The organism is Pantoea sp. GW821-FHT03E06 (assembly GCF_059420725.1).
In genome coordinates, this window is record NZ_JBWKUG010000001.1 from 153,167 (window position 1) to 171,365 (window position 18,199).

Genomic DNA, 18,199 nt, shown 5'->3' on the forward strand with positions numbered 1-18,199 from the left:
AAACTGGCCCGGAGAGGTTTTGTTGCGCGTCAGTCGTTCTTTAACGATAAAGCAGATGGCGACGGTTTCCGCCGTAGCAATTGTGACCATCAGCATTTTTATTGTCGTCCAGCTGTTTCATTTTGTGCAGCAGCGCAGGATTGACTACGCCCAACAAATGGAAAATGTGGCGCATACCGTGCGTCAGCCGCTCTCCGAGGCAGTGCTAAAAGCCGACATCCCGCAAGCTGAACATATCCTTAATACTCTGAAACCGGCCGGTATTTTATCGCGCGCTGATGTGGTGCTGCCGAATGCGTTTCAGGCGCTGCATGCCGATTTCGCGCCGGAAAAACCGGTGCCGCGCTGGGTGGCGCGCCTGTTTGAGCTGCCGGTACAAATCACGCTGCCGCTCTATTCGGTGGAGCGGTCTGGTTTGCCAAAGCCGATTGCCTATCTGGTGCTGCAGGCTGACTCCTCGCGCGTTTATCAGTTCCTGCTCAGCACGTTATCGACCATGATCACCACCTATCTACTGCTGGCGCTGATTCTCTCTGTCGCCATCAGCTGGTGTATCAATCGTTTAATTGTGCATCCGCTGCGCGATATTTCGCGTGATTTGCAGGAGCTGCCGCCGCAGGCGATTTTGACGCACAAGCTGGCGCTGCCCAACAATCACCGTGATGATGAAATTGGCATGCTGATCCGCAGCTACAACCGTAATCAGCAGGTATTAGAGTCGATTCACGATGAAATGAGCCGCATGACCACCCATTTCGCCGTGACGGATCTGCCCAATCGCGCGCTGTTCCTCGCGCTGCTCGAACAGCATATGAACCAGCAACGTAACCGCCAGGCGTGGGGACTGATGGTGATTCGTATCGAGACGCTACAGGAAGCCAACGGCGTACTGAGCGATGAACAGCGTGATACGTTAATGCTGACGCTGGTGGAGAAGATTCGCAGCACCGTGGACGATCACGTCTTACTGGCGCAAACCGGCCCCAGCGACTTCGCGCTGTTAATGAAGCGCGCGCACAACCCGTTTCGCGCCATGCGTCTGGCGCGCAACCTGATGATTCGCCTCAATCAGCCGGTGAATCTGCAAAATCTTCAGCTGCGGCCAAATGCCAGCATTGGGTTAGCGCTTTATGAAGAGAGCACCATTTCGGCCAGCGAACAGCTCGATCGCGCGACATCGGCAATGATGTCGGCGCGCCACCAGGGTAAAAATCAGATCCTGTTCTTCGATCCCGCCCTCACCGAACGGGCGCAAAAGCGTTTAACTCAGGAACATGACATCCTGCAAGGTTTGCAGGAGGATCAGTTTTCCCTCTATTTGCAGCCGCAAATCAATATGGAAACCGGTGAACTGGCCGGCGCCGAAGCGCTGCTGCGTATGCGCATGCCGGATGGCAGCTACGGGTTATCGGAAGAGTTCATTGCCAGCGCCGAGGAGATTGGGGTGATTTCGGCGATTGGGCGTTGGGTATTTGAAGAGGCCTGCCGCATTCTTGCCGCCTGGCAGAAGCAGGGGATCAATATACCGCTCAGCGTCAATATCTCGGCGGTACAGCTGCGCGATGCCAGCATGGTGAGCCATTTGCAGGGATTGCTGGAACGCCATCGTATTGCGCCCGGTAACTTCGTGTTGGAGATCACGGAAACCGCGCAGATTGGCGATGCTGAACAGGCGATTGCGCTACTGCGCTTGTTGCAAAAAACCGGCGTGGCCGTCGCGCTCGATGACTTCGGTATGGGCTACTCCAACCTGAATTATCTGCATCAGTTCAAAGCGCTGCCGGTGAACAAACTGAAAATGGATCGCAGTTTCGTCGCCGCGTTACCGGTTGATGACACCATGGTGCGCATTGTGGCGGCCATTGCCGACATCATTCACCTCGACGTGATTGCTGAAGGTGTGGAAACCGCCGAGCAGCGTGACTGGCTGCTGGCGCGCGGAATTACTATCGGGCAAGGCTACTTATATGCTGAAGCACTGCCTCTCGACGTCTTTAATCAACGCTGGCTCAATCCCTCCCAAACCCTTGAATAATCACCTTGGTTATTGATTTTCCTTACAAAATTAATGCGAAGCGCTAAGCTGAAGCGTTTCAGTTCATAGTTAGAGTTTTGTAACTTTTGTAAGGAATGTTAGGGGATATTAATCTTGTTAACAGGGTGTTATTTTCCTCGCCATCGGTAAGGTTTTACGCTTCTGGCGGCTTGCCGCATGCGTTACTCCACAACAATGGCGGTGAAAACCGTCTTACTGGACACCTGTTATGAAAATCTTAAAAAGCCTCTATTTTCAGGTACTGGTTGCCATCGGCATCGGCGTCCTGTTGGGCCACTTCTATCCTGAGTTAGGCGCGCAAATGAAGCCGCTCGGCGATGGGTTCGTTAAGCTGATCAAGATGATCATCGCCCCCGTTATTTTCTGTACGGTGGTGACCGGTATTGCCGGCATGGAGAGCATGAAAGCCGTTGGACGTACCGGCGCGGTTGCGCTGCTGTACTTTGAAGTGGTCAGCACCATCGCGCTGATCATTGGTTTGGTGGTGGTCAATGTGGTGCAGCCTGGTGCGGGCATGAACGTTGATCCGGCCACGCTGGATGCCAAAGCGGTTGCGGTTTACGCCCAGCAGGCGGAGCAGCAAGGTGTGGTTGCCTTCCTGCTGGATGTGATCCCGAATAGCGTCATCGGTGCTTTCGCCAGCGGCAACATCCTGCAAGTACTGCTGTTCGCTATTCTGTTCGGCTTTGCGCTGCATCGCCTTGGCAGCGCAGGTACGGTGATGTTCAACGTCATTGAGAGCTTCTCGAAAGTGATCTTCGGCGTTATCAACATGATCATGCGTCTCGCGCCTATCGGTGCCTTCGGGGCCATGGCCTTTACCATCGGCAAATATGGCGTGGGATCGCTGGTGCAGCTCGGTCAGCTGATTATCTGCTTCTATATCACCTGCGTGCTGTTTGTGGTGGTGGTGCTGGGGCTGATTGCGCGCTTTGCTGGCTTCAACATCTTCAAGTTTGTTGCTTACATCAAAGAAGAACTGCTGATTGTGCTGGGGACCTCTTCATCTGAGTCTGCGCTGCCGCGCATGCTGGATAAGATGGAGAAGCTCGGCTGTAAGAAATCGGTGGTGGGATTAGTGATCCCAACGGGGTATTCGTTCAACCTTGATGGCACCTCGATTTATCTCACCATGGCGGCAGTGTTTATCGCGCAGGCAACCAACGCACACATGGATGTCTTCCACCAAATCACGCTGTTAGTGGTGCTGTTGCTCTCTTCTAAAGGTGCAGCAGGTGTTACCGGCAGCGGCTTTATCGTGCTGGCGGCCACGTTGTCCGCTGTGGGCCATCTGCCGGTGGCGGGTTTAGCGTTGATTCTCGGTATTGATCGCTTTATGTCCGAAGCCCGTGCGCTGACGAATCTGGTGGGTAACGGCGTGGCGACTATTGTGGTGGCGAAGTGGGTGGGTCAGCTGGACGAGAAACAGCTGAACGCGACGCTTTCTTCAGGGAAAAAGGTGAATAACGCACCAGAAACCGCCGCGTAAAAGCGCTATTTGCGTTAATTTGCCCAGAAATGCCCGCTGTCGCTTGCCCTGACAGCGGGCATTTGCATAATAAACCCCATTGATTTTTTTCCCGATTTTTTGCCTCGTTGCGCGACATCCTGACCTTCTCGTGGTCAAAGAGTCTGTTATTAAATAAACGTGGCGGCAAAATGCCGCACCGGTCACCCAGATGTGGCCGAATATGCCGCGCTAACGAGCGTTGATCTGTTTGAGTAGGGGTTCACATGCAGGGCACCAGAATTCGGCTTTTGGTTGGCGGATTGCTACTGGCAGCATCCGGTTTTGGCGTGCAAGCCGAAACGCTCCAACCCGATCCCGCCTGGCAGGAAGGCAAACTGGACAATGGTTTTAGTTGGCAGCTTCTGACCACACCACAGCGTCCAAGCGATCGTATTGAACTGCGCCTGATTGTTAACACCGGTTCACTGGTGGAGAGCGCACAACAAACTGGCTACAGCCATCTTTTACCGCGTTTAGCGATGGTGCATAACGCCGCGCTGGACACCAATCAGCAACGTGCACTGTGGCAGCAGGCCATGGATCCACAGCGTCCGCTGCCGCCCGCTATTTCGTCGTACGATTACACCCAATATAATCTAAGTTTGCCCAATAACCGTCCAGACTTGCTGAAAGAAGCGCTCAGCTGGCTGGCGGCAACCGCCGGTAAAATGACCATCAACGAGCAGGTGGTTTCCGCCGCGCTGACGGCAACCGATCCCATCGCCACCTGGCCTGCCAATACGCAGGATGTGTGGTGGCGCTATCGCCTGAAAGGTTCGGCGATGCTGGCGCACGATCCGGGTGAGCAACCGCGCGCACCGGTCGATATCGCCCAGCTCAATAGTTTCTATCAGCAATGGTATACGCCCGATGGCATGACGCTGTATGTGGTCGGCAATGTTGACAGCCGCAGCATGGCGGAGCAGATCAATAAAGCCTTCTCGCCGCTGAAAGGCAAGCGCGTGGCACCTGCTGCGTTACCGACGCTCTCGCCGTTGCCGCATCAGCCGGTGAATCTGGTGAATGGCGGGATGAATCAGGATCGCCTGTCGCTGGTATGGGACACCGCCTGGCAGCCGATTCGTGATTCGCAGAATCTCCAGCGCTACTGGCAGAGCGATTTGGCGCGTGAAGCGCTGTTCTGGCATGTGCAGCGCGCCCTGGCGGACAGCAAAGCGCAAAGCGTGCAGGTTGGCTTTGACTGCCGTGTGCTGTATCAGCGTGCGCAGTGTTCCATCAACATGGATAGCCCGAATGCCTCGTTGCCGCAGAACATGAATCAGGTAGCGAAGGAGCTGGCCGCAGTCCGCGATAAGGGTTTGCCGCAGGATGAGTTCGACGCGCTGATGGCGCAAAAGCTGCTGGAACTCAACAAACTGTTCGCCACTTACGCCCGTACCGACACCGATATTCTGATGGGCCAGCGTCTGCGTTCGCAGCAAAATGCGGTCGTGGACATTGCGCCAGAGCAGTATCAGAAGCTGCGCCAGACATTCCTCAGCGAAATGACGCGCGACCAGTTGAATCAGGAACTGCGCCAGCAGCTGTCGCAGGAGCTGACCATGGTGCTGATTCAGCCGCAGGGTGAGGCCGAGACTAACGTGAAGATGCTGCAGGAAAGCTGGGATAAGGTGATGAAGTTACCAGACGCACCTGCTGCGCCTGCCGCTTCGGATGAAGTCAAACCGGATAACAGCGCTGGCGCGGGGGAACAGACCGCGCCATCATCCTGATTATCAGGTCTTAGCTCTAAGCCATTCCGTTACGAGCATTGGCCAGCTGGCGAGGGGAAGATCCGCCACGCCACGGATACCAAATCCGTGGCCGCCTTTCTGGTAGAAGTGAATCTCCACCGGCACCTTGTGCTCCCGCAGCGCGCTGAAAAACACCATGCTGTTATTCACCGAAACCGACTCATCATCGGACGCGTGAATCAGCAGCGTGGGCGGCGTTTGCGCATGTACGCGCGTCTCCAGTGAATACGCCTCAATCATCTTTTGATCTGGCCAGGCGCCCAATAAGCGGGTGCGCGCGCCTTCATGCGCCAGACCTTCACGCATACTGATTACCGGATAGAGCAGTACCATCGCATCCGGGCGCGGCGAGAAGCTGTCTGCCTGATCCTGCACCGGATAAAGTTTTTCACCGAAGCGCGTACCGAGGCTGGCGGCAACGTGTCCGCCCGCCGAAAAGCCCATCATCACAATGTATTTACCGTTGATGCCGCGTTGTGCTCGTTCACGCAGCACGCGCACCGCACGCTGCGCATCGGCCAGTGGCGCGTCCGGACCTTCGTGGTGACCATCATAGGGCAGGCGATAAGTCATTACCGCCAATGTGTAGCCCATCGAAGTGAAGAAGGTGGCAAGCGCGCTGCCTTCCCGATCGATCAATACCCGCTGATAACCGCCGCCCGGCGCCACCAACAGCGTAATACCGTTCGAGGTTTCCGGATGCCAGAGGGCAATTTCCGGGCAGCGCACGCCGGTGGCCGCACGGTCATAAGGTTCGTACTCTTTGGCGAGATCGACGATCTGCGGCTGAGCGCGCGAATCGCTCGCGCCTGGCGCATCACCGTTTGGCCAGATATTGATAATTTCTGTGTGCATAAGTCAGTCCTGAGCGAGTCATATTGTCATTATTCTGTTCGCGGCCGGAGTAACAGCATCCTGCTGTTATTGATTAAAACATGGTCTCTTTTGCGGCTGGCGTCCAGCCGAAAACCGCCGATTTCGCCAGTTTCGGACTATGCCTGGCGGGCGTGTTTTCGTGACATAACACATTGAATTTAAATCACTCTGATAAGCAGGGTTAAAGCGGTGCAGCGGGTAATGTTACAGAAGTGGACGAGCTAAGTGATTAGTGGAAATTGGCAGAGAAAAATACTGCGTTAAGGCAAACGTTGAGCACGAGGTGGTTAGCAATATTGATGAATTTGGTCGTCATAAATGACGACCTTACAATATGCGTAGGGTGCGCATTCATGCGCACCTGGATTAACGCGGCATTGCGCTGAGCGGAATAATCGCACCGCGATGCTGAATTACCGTGCTGGCGGTGAGGTGACCACGCGCTGCCGCCTCTTCGGCGCTGCCCCCGGCTAAACGCAGTGCCAGATACCCGGCGCTAAAGGAGTCACCTGCGGCGGTGGTATCAATCACTTTCTCTTTCGCCAGCTTGATCGCGGCAACGTCCCGCAGCGGTTCGTCGCCAACCGCCACCAGGCAGGAATCCGCACCGCGCTTAATCGCGATCTCCTGCACGCCTGCGGCACGCGTCCGGGCAATCACCGCATCCAGCGGCTGCTCGCCCCACAGCAGATCCTCATCATCAAGGGTGAGAAACGCCATATCGGTATGACGCAGCATCTCGGCGTACGCCTGCTGCGCGCTGGCTTTATCGGCCCACAGACGCGGACGATAGTTGTTGTCGAAAATTACCTTGCCGCCGTTCTGACGACAGGCGCTAAGCAGCGTCATGAGTTTGTTGCGGCTGGCGGCCGGCAAAATGGCCAGGCTGATGCCACTCAAATAGAGATAATCGTAGTGCGCCAGTTGCTGACAGATATCATCCGCCTGTGCGCTATCCAGCCAGAAGCGCGCGGCGGCGTCGTTGCGCCAGTACCAGAACGTGCGTTCACCGTGATCGTCGGTTTCGATGAAGTACAGGCCCGGCATTTTATTGTCGAGGCGCTGAATCAGATCGGTGTGAATCTGCTCCTGCTGCCAGGCGGCGATCATCTGATCGCTGAAGCTATCGGTGCCGAGTGCGGTGACGTAGTCGACACGCAGTTGCTGAGGATCTGACTGGCGTGCCAGATAAACCGCCGTGTTCAGCGTATCCCCGCCAAAACCGCGTTTGATGTTCTCACCTTTCTCGGACAGCTCAATCATGCATTCGCCGATGATGGCGATGTTCTTCTGCGTCATGGTCTTCAGCCTATAGTGAATTTCGCCTTAGTCTCGCGTCTGGTATGGCAGCCGTCAATGATTTTTAAAACGATGTTTTGATTTAGCTTAAGGCGGTAAACTCATCCTGCTGCGGTGATTTAACGGTCAAAGCGCGTTTTGTTTTGCCGATTAAGCGCGGAGCACGCTGTTACACTCAACGATTCTTGGGACTAATGAGATTGATAAAGTTATCCCTGCGATCGCCGATACTTGCCGCTGAGATGCTATTTGCAGGCACTCGACACCAACCAGGAAAAAACCATGGTGATGAAGAATTTGAGTCATCGGCTGCCTGTTTCAAATGAACTGGAGCAACAACAGGAAACGCGTTTCTTCTGGCAGCAGTGCCAACGATTCTATACTTTCCAGCCGATTTATCAGGTCTCAGGCCGCTTGCTGGCCATTGAATTACTGACGGCGGTGACCCATCCCTCCGCGCCAGAAAAAAGGTTGTCGCCCGAAGACTATTTCGAAGCCCTGACTATCTCGCAGCGGCTGGGTGTCGTCCAGGAGCAGCTGGAGCTCCTGGTAAAATGGTCACACTTTTTCAGTCAGCGTCAGCTGGTGGCGTCGGTGAATATCGACGGCCCAACGTTGATGGAAATTGAGCAGCATGAATTGATTCGTACCTTAATCGCGCAGTTACCATGGGTACGTTTTGAACTGACGGAGCACCACGCGCTGCCGCAGGAAGAGATGGTGGCGAAGATGCCGGAACTCGGTCCGCTATGGCTGGATGACTTTGGCTCTGGGATGGCGAACTTCTCTGCACTAACCGAACTGCGCTACGACTACATCAAATTATCGCGCGAACTGTTTATGCTGCTGCGTGCCAGTGACGAAGGCCGTTCAATGTTCTCCATGCTGCTGGCGTTAATTAACCGTTACTGCAACGGCGTTATCGTGGAAGGCGTGGAAACCGAAGAAGAGTGGCAACAGGTGCGCAGCTCCCCCGCGATGGCGGCGCAGGGCTATTTTTTCTCGCGTCCGGTGCCGTTTAGCGAGCTGGAACACATGGCACTTGAGCTTCCCTGATCCCGTTCTCCAGCGTCTCGACTATCCTTAGTGAGACGTGGAAGGGCATGGAGGAAGCAATATGTCACGTACTCGAAAGATCCTGAGCTGGGTGGTCGGGATTTTTTTGTTATTGGTAGTGTTAATTGTGGTGATCATCGCCACCTTTGACTGGAATCGTCTCAAACCAACGATTAATCAAAAAGTTTCAGCTGAACTGAATCGTCCTTTCGCCATTCGCGGCGATCTTGGCGTGGCTTGGGTGCGCAACCGTGAAGAGCCTGGCTGGCGCAGCTGGGTGCCATGGCCGCAGGTGCATGCTGATGATGTGATGCTCGGTAATCCGCCGACCGTTCCGGATGTCACCATGGTGCACTTACAGCGGGTAGAAGCGACTATTGCGCCGCTGGCGCTGCTGCATAAGCAGATCTATCTGCCGTGGATTAAGATGCAGCAGCCGGACGCACGTCTGGTGCAGACCGCCGACAAAAAGAACAACTGGACCTTCGATCTTGCCAGCAGCGGAAACAGCGATGCAAATGCAGCGCCTTCTGCCTGGTCATTCCGCCTCGATAACATCTTGTTTGATCAGGGGCAGGTGCAGTATCGCGACGCCATCAATAAAGCCGATGTTACGGTGACGATCAATCCGCTGGGGAAACCGGTCCCCTACGCGCAGGTTGCGGGCGGTAACGACCAGCAAAAAGGGGCGGGTGATTTTGTCTTCGGCTGGAAGGCGAGCGGCACCTACAACAACCAAAAACTGGATGGCGACGGTAAAATTGGCGGCATGTTATCGCTGCGCAGTAAAACCACGCCGTTCCCGCTGCAGGTGGATGTCCGCAACGGCAGCACGCGGGTGCGCCTTGATGGCACCTTGCAGGATCCGCTCAATCTCGGCGGTCTGGATGTGCGCCTGCGCTTCTCCGGCGACACGCTGGCGAATCTGTATGGCCTCACGGGCGTGCTGTTGCCGGATACGCCGCCGTATGAAACCGATGGTCATTTGATTGCGCGCTTCAACGAGGATAAAGGGCCGCTGTTCCGCTATGAGAAGTTCAATGGTCATATTGGTGACAGTGATATTCACGGCTCGCTCATTTATCGTCAGGGCAAACCGCGTCCTACGCTTACCGGTGAACTCACCTCGAACCAGCTGCGCATGGCCGATTTGGGGCCGTTGATTGGCGTCGATTCGGGTAAAGGCAGCGACAAAACGCAGCAGGCGAAAGCGCAGCGCGGAGAGGCCTCGACACAGCCCGCCGATCGCGTATTGCCGCATGATAAGTTCGATACCAAAAGCTGGGACGTGATGGACGCCGACGTGAAGTTCAGTGGTAAACGCATTGAACACAGCAGCAAGCTGCCACTCAGCGATCTTTATACCCATGTGCAGCTGAAGAACGGCGATCTGCTGCTCGATCCGCTGCGCTTCGGTATGGCGGGCGGCAGTATCAACTCCACCATTCATCTGGAAGGCGATCGCAGCCCAATGCGTGGACGCGCCGATCTGCATGCGCGCAAGCTGCGCCTGCGTCAGCTGTTCCCGAATGTCACTGCAATGCAAAACAGTTTGGGCCAACTTAACGGCGACGCGACCCTGAGCGGTACCGGTAATTCGGTGGCCGATTTGTTGGGCACCAGCGATGGTGAACTAAAGCTGCTGATGAATGATGGTCTGATTAGCCGAAGCCTAATGGAGATTGCTGGGCTGAACGTCGGTAACTATGTGGTGGGTAAACTGTTCGGTGATGATGAGGTGAAAATCAACTGTGCGGCTACCGATCTGAATATTCGTCAGGGCCTGGCGACGCCGAAGCTATTCTTGCTGGATACCGAGAATGCGGTCATCAACGTCACCGGCAACGTCAACTTCGCTAACGAACGCATGGATTTGTCGATCAATCCGGAGAGTAAAGGGATTCGCATCATCACGCTGCGTTCACCGCTCTATGTGCGCGGTACCTTTAAAAATCCGGATGCCGGTGTGAAAGCCGGGCCGCTCATCGCTCGCGGTGCTGCAGCGGTCGCTCTTGGTGCGGTGGTTGCGCCAGCCGCAGCGCTTTTGGCGCTGGTTTCACCCAGCGATAATGAAGAGAACCAGTGTAGCAACGTGCTGCAGCAGATGAAGAATCAGAAGTAATCAGTTACGCCACAGTACTTTGATGATGTGGTAACCAAAGGCGGTTTTCACCGGTCCGTAGGGCTGCAACAGCGGACAGGAGAAGACCGCCTTATCAAAGGCCGGTACCATCTGCCCTTTACGAAACTCACCCAAATCGCCGCCGTTACGACCTGATGGACAGGTAGAGTGCTTTTTAGCCAGCTGCTGGAAGTTTGCGCCTTTTTCAAGCTGCGCCAGCAGAGATTTAGCCTGCGCTTCCTCTTTCACGAGGATATGTAAAGCCGCCGCGGTTTTCGCCATGATGTCATCCTAATGTGTATAATCCGGCCATTATACCCTCCTTTCTTTTGATCCAACTGAGCGAATTCCGTTATGCGTTTAAATCCCGGCCAACAACGAGCTGTCGAATTTGTCACCGGTCCTTGCCTGGTGCTGGCCGGTGCGGGCTCAGGTAAAACGCGCGTTATTACCAATAAAATTGCTCATCTGATCCGCGAATGCGGCTATCAGGCGCGCCATATTGCCGCGGTGACCTTTACCAATAAAGCCTCACGCGAGATGAAAGAGCGTGTGGCGCAAACGCTGGGGCGCAAAGAGGCGCGCGGCCTGATGATTTCAACCTTCCACACGCTGGGGCTTGAGATCATCAAGCGTGAATACAAAGCGCTGGGGATGAAAGCGAGCTTTTCGCTGTTTGACGATCAGGATCAGCTGGCGCTGTTGAAAGACCTGACCAAACAGTGGCTGGAAGAAGATAAAACGCTGTTACAGCAGCTGATTTCCACTATTTCCAACTGGAAGAACGATCTGGTTGATCCGCAGGGCGCAGCGGGTTTGGCCAAATCGCAGCGCGACCAGATTTTCGCCCACTGTTATCAGCTGTATGACCAACATCTGAAATCCTGCAACGTGCTGGATTTCGACGATTTAATCGCGCTGCCGACGCTGCTGTTGCAGCGCAATCAGGAAGTGCGTGAACGCTGGCAGCAGCGCATTCGCTATCTGCTGGTGGATGAATATCAGGACACCAACACCAGCCAATACGAGCTGGTGAAGCTGCTGGTGGGTGCAAGAGCGCGCTTTACCGTGGTGGGCGATGATGATCAGTCAATTTACTCATGGCGCGGTGCGCGGCCGCAAAACCTGGTGCTGCTGCAACAGGATTTCCCGGCGCTGGAAGTGGTGAAGCTGGAGCAAAATTACCGCTCAACGCAGCGCATCCTGAAATCCGCCAACATCCTTATCGCTAACAATCCGCACGTGTTTGAGAAGCGCCTGTTCTCCGAATTGGGGCAGGGCAGCGAGCTGAAGGTGCTGAGCGCCAATAACGAAGACCACGAAGCGGAACGCGTGGCGGGCGAGCTGATCGCGCATCACTTTATCAATAAAACCGCTTACAAGGATTACGCCATTCTCTACCGCGGCAACCATCAGTCGCGCGTGTTTGAAAAGCAGCTGATGCAGAACCGTATTCCCTATCGCATCTCTGGCGGCACGTCGTTCTTCTCGCGTCCAGAAATCAAAGATTTACTGGCTTACCTGCGCGTGCTGACCAATCAGGAAGATGACAGCGCGTTTCTGCGCATTGTGAATACGCCGCGCCGGGAGATTGGCCCGGCAACGCTGCAGAAGCTGGGCGAATGGGCCAACCTGCGCAATAAGAGCCTGTATCACGCCAGCTTCGATATGGGGCTGGAGCAAACTTTGAGCGGACGTGGGCTGGAGCATTTGCAGCGCTTCACACACTGGCTGAACGACATCATTCAACTGACTGAACGTGAACCGGTCAACGCAGTGCGTGACCTGATACGCGGCATTGATTACGAAAGCTGGCTGTTTGAGACCTCGCCCAGCCCGAAAGCGGCCGAGATGCGCATGAAAAACGTTAATCTGCTGTTCCAGTGGATGACCGAAATGCTGGAAGGCGATGAGCTGAACGAGCCGATGACGCTGGCGCAGGTGGTTACGCGCTTTACGCTGCGCGACATGATGGAGCGCGGTGAGAGCGACGAGGAGCTCGATCAGGTACAGCTGATGACGCTGCACGCGTCGAAAGGGCTGGAGTTCCCTTATGTCTATCTGGTTGGCATGGAAGAGGGATTATTACCGCACCAGAGTAGCATTGATGAGAACAATATCGAAGAAGAGCGGCGTCTGGCCTATGTGGGCATTACGCGCGCGCAGAAAGAGCTGACCTTTACGCTATGCCGCGAGCGCCGGCAGTATGGCGAGCTGATGCGCCCGGAACCCAGCCGTTTCCTGCTGGAGCTGCCGCAGGATGATGTGGTATGGGAGCGCGAGAAAAAAGTGGTGAGCGCAGAAGAGCGGGCGAAAACCGGACAGACGCGCGTTGCTGGGTTAAGAGCGATGCTGGAGAACGCGAAGAAGGGTTGAAGAAGGGGCGCCATGAATGGCGACCCTACGTCGATTGTAGGGGCGGCATTGATGCCGCCTGACCATCAGGAAATCGTCAGCAGCCAGTGCACGTAAGATTGATAGTGGCTTTCCTGCTCCAGCAGCTCAGAACGCAGCGGGTGCGCTTCACGCCAACCGGCTGGCAGCGTCAGATGCAACGCATCATCATCCGCCTGCAAACGCACGGCGGGCAGGGTGTCATCGCGTCGACGGCTCGAGAAGATTATCGCTAAACGCAGCAAACGGCTTAAACGCTCCGCCATGCGCGGCGGGACGGCGTTCTGCTGCGTCAGCAAGGCCAAATCAATGCTGCCGCTTTGATTCTGTAGCAGACAGGCCAGCATTTTTTTCTGTGCGGGAGTGAAGCCGGGAAGATCAAGATGACGAATCAGGTAAGCGGCGTGCTGCGGTGCCTGACGGAAATCGACGCTCAGGCCAATTTCGTGAATCGAACAGGCGCTGAGAAGCAGATCGCGACATCGGTTATCCAGCTTCCAGCTGCTGCTCACCTGACGAAAGAAACTCTCTGCTAGCTGACGCACTCGACCAGCCTGCTCAATATCAATGGCAAAACGGCGCTGCACATTTTGCAGCGTGCGGCTGCGGATATCGCGATCCACTGGCAGATGCAGCATGCCGTACACCAAACCTTCCCGCAGTGCGCCGCCAGCCAACGTCATGCCTTCAATACCCAGCTCCTGGAAGATAGCGATGAGGATCGATAGGCCGCTGGGGAACACCAGCGCGCGTTCCAGCGTTAATCCTTCAATTTCCAGCTCTTCCAGCTTGCCGCATTGAATGGCGCGTTGCTTCAGCTGTTGCAGCTTGCTCAGGGTGATGCGTTCATCCATGCCCTGTGCCACCATGATTTCCTGCAATGCCTGCACGGTGCCGGATGCACCCACGCAGATTTGCCAGCCTTTCTCACGCAGCGCCGCTGCCACTGGACGAATCATCTCGCGTGCAGCCAGTTCGGCCTGCTCGAAATTCTCTTTCGCCAGATGACGATCGCTGAAATAGCGTTCAAGCCAGGTGACGCAGCCCATCGACAAGCTAAATAGCGTGGTGGCATGCGAGCCTTCGCCGGTCACCAGTTCGGTGCTGCCGCCGCCGATATCCACCACTAAACGCTGATCGGAACCGCCGGTGGTGTGCGCCACGCCTTGATAGATCAGGCGCGCTTCTTCTTCGCCGCTGATGACATTCACCGGGCAGCCAAGAATTTGTTCAGCGGTAATGAGGAAATCCTGCGCATTTTCTGCAATGCGCAGCGTGGCGGTTGCTACCACGCGGATTTGCTCTGGGGGAATATCCTGAAGCTGTTCAGAGAACAACTTCAGACACTGCCAGCCACGTTGCATCGCCTCTGCAGAGAGATGATTGGCTTTGTCGAGGCCCGCGGCCAGACGCACTTTGCGTTTTATCCGCGCGACGGTCTGAATACTGCCAGACACTTCGCGCACCACCAACATATGAAAGCTGTTAGAACCTAAATCAATCGCTGCATAGAGTGACGATGCGCTTAGCATGGTGTGCTTAACCCGAACGTTTACGGTTGCTATTGCGCGGTGCGCCACTACGACGGTTGCTGTTGTTCCCGCCACGGCGTGGACCGTTTCCTGAGCGACTGCGCTGCAGGCGCTTCGGCGGTGGTAGCTCGTTCAGCAACGCGTCGCTGTTGTACTTGCTCACCGGAATACCGTGACCAATGTACTCTTCAATCGCTGGCAGGTTCAGCGCGTACTCTTCACACGCGAGGCTAATGGAATGACCGCTGGCACCGGCGCGGCCCGTACGGCCAATGCGGTGTACGTAGTCTTCGCGATCGTCAGGCAGATCGTAGTTGAACACATGCGTGACCGCAGGAATATGCAAACCACGTGCGGCCACATCGGTGGCAACCAGGATATCCACATCACCTTTGGTGAAATCGTCGAGGATACGCAGACGTTTTTTCTGTGCCACGTCGCCAGTCAGCAGACCAACGCGGTGACCGTCGGCAGCCAGATGGCCCCAAATGTCTTCACAACGATGCTTGGTGTTAGCGAAAATAATCGCGCGATCGGGCCACTCTTCCTCAACCAGCGTCTGCAGCAAGCGCATTTTCTCTTCATTAGAAGGATAGAAAAGCTCTTCTTTGATGCGATGGCCGGTTTTCTGCTCCGGTTCCACTTCCACGTATTCGGCGTTGTTCATGTGCTCAAACGCCAGTTCACGTACGCGGTAAGATAAGGTGGCAGAGAACAACATACTCAGGCGTTGGGTGGCCGGCGGCATGCGGCGGAACAGCCAACGGATATCTTTAATAAAGCCGAGATCGAACATGCGATCGGCTTCATCCAGCACAACAACCTGAATGGCGCCCAGGTTGACATGGTTCTGCTTGGCATAGTCGATCAAACGTCCGGTGGTGCCCACCAGAATGTCGACGCCATCTGCCAATACTTTCAACTGTTTATCGTAGCCGTCGCCACCATAAGCCAGGCCCAGCTTTAAGCCAGTGACCTTCGCTAACGGCTCTGCATCAGCATGAATTTGTACGGCGAGCTCACGCGTTGGGGCCATGATCAGCGCACGTGGCTGATTAATCTGGCGACCTTCTGCGGCAGGATGAGAAAGAAGATAATGAAACGTTGACGTCAGGAACGCCATCGTTTTGCCGGTACCGGTTTGCGCCTGACCCGCAACATCACGCCCTGTAAGCGTAAGAGGCAACGCGAGCGCCTGTATAGGCGTGCAGTGGCTAAAGCCTTTAGTATCAAGGGCTTCTATCACCTGAGGGTGCAGGGCGAAGTCGGAAAACTTCTGTTCAGTTAAGTGTGTTTTGCTCATAGTGTGGTAGAATATCAGCTTACTAGCGCTTTACGAAAGCGTATCCGATGAAATAAAGTCAACCTACGTTGGTATAATTTCCGCCGATTCGCCAGGCACAATCTTTTGGAGTTAAACATGAGCAGCGATAAGATCGTTCACTTGACCGATGACAGTTTCGACACAGACGTACTGAAAGCAGACGGTGTCACTCTGGTAGATTTCTGGGCTGAATGGTGTGGTCCTTGCAAAATGATCGCCCCAATCCTCGACGAAGTCGCCGAAGAGTACGAAGGTAAGCTTACCATCGCGAAATTGAACATTGATGACAACCCGGGTACAGCGCCTAAATATGGCATCCGCGGTATTCCAACTCTGCTGCTGTTCAAGAACGGCGAAGTGGCGGCAACCAAGGTTGGTGCACTGTCTAAAGGGCAGTTGAAAGAGTTTCTGAACGCTAACCTGGCCTAAGCCCGGCGCGGTGTTTGTTCCGCAGTGGTGAATTTTTTCGCCACTGCTGGACGTCTCACTTTAAGCGTGTTAAGTTGAGTTCACTGCATTACGCTCTTACCTTGTAGTTTGCATCTAAGTTTTCCCTTGTCAGACCCTACTCGCAATGAACGTTATCGTGGTTTGGCAATCTGATGACTAGCACATTCGGCATCATCTTTCGACCGTCTCCTCGTTTCCTATCGCCACATCTGACGATAATCGTCGAGCTGAGTTGAAAAAGAGCCATTAACAGGCATGGAATTTTTGCCATACCACTCACGACAATCATTTCGAGAATTACCCCGAGTTTAAGAACCCATCACTATGAATCTTACCGAATTAAAGAATACGCCGGTTTCTGAGCTGATTACCCTCGGCGAAAATATGGGGCTGGAAAACCAGGCGCGTATGCGCAAGCAGGATATTATTTTCTCTATCCTGAAACAGCACGCAAAAAGCGGCGAAGACATCTTTGGTGATGGTGTGCTGGAGATACTGCAGGACGGATTTGGTTTCCTCCGTTCTGGAGACAGCTCCTACCTCGCCGGTCCCGATGATATCTACGTTTCTCCCAGCCAAATCCGCCGCTTCAACCTCCGCACTGGTGACACCATTTCTGGCAAGATTCGCCCGCCAAAAGAAGGTGAACGCTATTTTGCGCTGTTGAAAGTTAACGAAGTTAACTACGACAAGCCGGAAAACGCGCGCAACAAGATTCTGTTCGAAAACCTCACGCCATTGCATGCCAGCAAGCGTATGCGTATGGAGCGCGGGAACGGCTCGACTGAAGACCTGACAGCACGCGTGCTGGACCTGGCTTCCCCAATTGGTCGTGGCCAGCGTGGTCTGATCGTGGCACCGCCGAAAGCCGGTAAAACCATGCTGCTGCAGAACATCGCGCAGAGCATTGCCTACAACTATCCAGATTGCCTGTTGATGGTGCTGCTGATTGACGAACGTCCGGAAGAAGTGACCGAGATGCAGCGTCTGGTTAAAGGTGAAGTCATCGCTTCTACCTTTGATGAGCCAGCTTCACGCCACGTACAGGTTGCTGAGATGGTGATCGAGAAGGCTAAGCGCCTGGTTGAGCACAAAAAAGATGTGATCATCCTGCTCGATTCCATCACCCGTCTGGCGCGTGCCTACAACACCGTGGTTCCCGCATCAGGTAAAGTCCTGACCGGCGGTGTGGATGCGAACGCCCTGCATCGTCCGAAGCGTTTCTTCGGTGCGGCACGTAACGTGGAAGAGGGCGGCAGCCTGACCATCATCGCTACCGCGCTGGTTGATACCGGTTCGAAGATGGACGAAGTGATTTACGAAGAGTTTAAAGGTACAGGTAACATGGAACTGCACCTCTCGCGTAAAATCGCCGAGAAACGCGTATTCCCAGCGATCGATTACAATCGTTCTGGTACGCGTAAAGAAGAGCTGCTCACCACGCAGGAAGAGCTGCAGAAGATGTGGATCCTGCGCAAAATCATCCATCCAATGGGTGAAATCGATGCGATGGAATTCCTCATCAATAAACTGGCAATGACCAAAACCAACGACGAATTCTTCGATATGATGAAGCGTTCCTAAGTCGCAGGTGGCGACCCGCTAAGCCAAGCGGTGATTCGCACAATTTGCCAGGAATTATTGCTAACGCCACGTCTTAACGTGGCGTTTTTTATTTATGGGCATTAGGATGAGCCCAGTCAGGAAGCATTTATTTTGACTGTGGCAGATATTTGCTTGTTTTTTCAGCAATCAGACTTTTCTGCAGCAGAATTCGGAATAGGGATATACGGCAATAGCGGGTGTTTTGCCTATTGTTGACCACG

The 18,199-nt window shown here is 54.6% G+C and carries 13 protein-coding genes; 8 read left to right on the forward strand and 5 right to left on the reverse strand.

Annotation, left to right across the window (positions count from 1 at the left end; genetic code table 11):
• The first annotated feature begins 22 nt into the window (after positions 1–22).
• The 3 genes from hmsP to AC07WB_RS00725 all read left to right on the forward strand — a co-directional run bounded on the left by hmsP (position 23) and on the right by AC07WB_RS00725 (position 5,299).
• Positions 23–2,035, forward strand: a complete 2,013-nt coding sequence (gene hmsP / locus AC07WB_RS00715; protein ID WP_320204465.1) for a biofilm formation regulator HmsP — start codon at positions 23–25, stop codon at positions 2,033–2,035.
• Positions 2,036–2,264: 229 nt separating this feature from the next.
• Entirely contained in the window at positions 2,265–3,545 is a 1,281-nt protein-coding gene (locus tag AC07WB_RS00720; protein WP_008105722.1) for a dicarboxylate/amino acid:cation symporter, read from the forward strand.
• Positions 3,546–3,790: 245 nt separating this feature from the next.
• On the forward strand, positions 3,791–5,299 hold the full coding sequence (locus tag AC07WB_RS00725) for a M16 family metallopeptidase (protein WP_494939888.1): 1,509 nt from the start codon (positions 3,791–3,793) through the stop codon (positions 5,297–5,299).
• A gap of 3 nt (positions 5,300–5,302) precedes the next feature.
• Here AC07WB_RS00725 and AC07WB_RS00730 read toward each other — a convergent pair whose 3' ends face one another.
• Both AC07WB_RS00730 and kdgK read right to left on the reverse strand, forming a co-directional pair.
• Entirely contained in the window at positions 5,303–6,175 is an 873-nt protein-coding gene (locus tag AC07WB_RS00730) for an alpha/beta hydrolase (RefSeq protein WP_097095372.1), read from the reverse strand.
• A gap of 387 nt (positions 6,176–6,562) precedes the next feature.
• Complete coding sequence (kdgK, locus tag AC07WB_RS00735) at positions 6,563–7,495, reverse strand: 2-dehydro-3-deoxygluconokinase (RefSeq protein WP_345827518.1); 933 nt, start codon at positions 7,493–7,495, stop codon at positions 6,563–6,565.
• A 282-nt stretch (positions 7,496–7,777) separates the two neighbouring features.
• Here kdgK and pdeH point away from each other — a divergent pair, with 282 nt between their 5' ends.
• Complete coding sequence (gene pdeH / locus AC07WB_RS00740; RefSeq protein WP_345827516.1) at positions 7,778–8,551, forward strand: cyclic-guanylate-specific phosphodiesterase; 774 nt, start codon at positions 7,778–7,780, stop codon at positions 8,549–8,551.
• 61 nt (positions 8,552–8,612) lie between these two features.
• Positions 8,613–10,673, forward strand: a complete 2,061-nt coding sequence (locus tag AC07WB_RS00745; protein ID WP_097095369.1) for an AsmA family protein — start codon at positions 8,613–8,615, stop codon at positions 10,671–10,673.
• Here AC07WB_RS00745 and ppiC read toward each other — a convergent pair whose 3' ends face one another.
• Positions 10,674–10,955 carry a peptidylprolyl isomerase PpiC gene (ppiC, locus tag AC07WB_RS00750; RefSeq protein ID WP_008105734.1) on the reverse strand — a complete coding sequence of 94 codons (282 nt, stop codon included), beginning with the start codon at positions 10,953–10,955 and terminating at the stop codon, positions 10,674–10,676.
• A gap of 72 nt (positions 10,956–11,027) precedes the next feature.
• Here ppiC and rep point away from each other — a divergent pair, with 72 nt between their 5' ends.
• Positions 11,028–13,049, forward strand: coding sequence for a DNA helicase Rep (gene rep, locus AC07WB_RS00755; RefSeq protein ID WP_494939889.1), 2,022 nt, complete (start codon positions 11,028–11,030; stop codon positions 13,047–13,049).
• A 65-nt stretch (positions 13,050–13,114) separates the two neighbouring features.
• Here rep and gppA read toward each other — a convergent pair whose 3' ends face one another.
• Both gppA and rhlB read right to left on the reverse strand, forming a co-directional pair.
• Positions 13,115–14,599 (reverse strand): guanosine-5'-triphosphate,3'-diphosphate diphosphatase, encoded by a 1,485-nt coding sequence (gene gppA, locus AC07WB_RS00760; RefSeq protein WP_097095366.1) that lies wholly within the window; start codon positions 14,597–14,599, stop codon positions 13,115–13,117.
• Positions 14,600–14,606: 7 nt separating this feature from the next.
• Entirely contained in the window at positions 14,607–15,902 is a 1,296-nt protein-coding gene (gene rhlB / locus AC07WB_RS00765) for an ATP-dependent RNA helicase RhlB (protein WP_097095365.1), read from the reverse strand.
• Positions 15,903–16,019: 117 nt separating this feature from the next.
• Here rhlB and trxA point away from each other — a divergent pair, with 117 nt between their 5' ends.
• Positions 16,020–16,352 (forward strand): thioredoxin TrxA, encoded by a 333-nt coding sequence (gene trxA / locus AC07WB_RS00770; protein WP_008105741.1) that lies wholly within the window; start codon positions 16,020–16,022, stop codon positions 16,350–16,352.
• Positions 16,353–16,697: 345 nt separating this feature from the next.
• Complete coding sequence (gene rho, locus AC07WB_RS00775; RefSeq protein WP_008105744.1) at positions 16,698–17,957, forward strand: transcription termination factor Rho; 1,260 nt, start codon at positions 16,698–16,700, stop codon at positions 17,955–17,957.
• Positions 17,958–18,199: the final 242 nt, after the last annotated feature.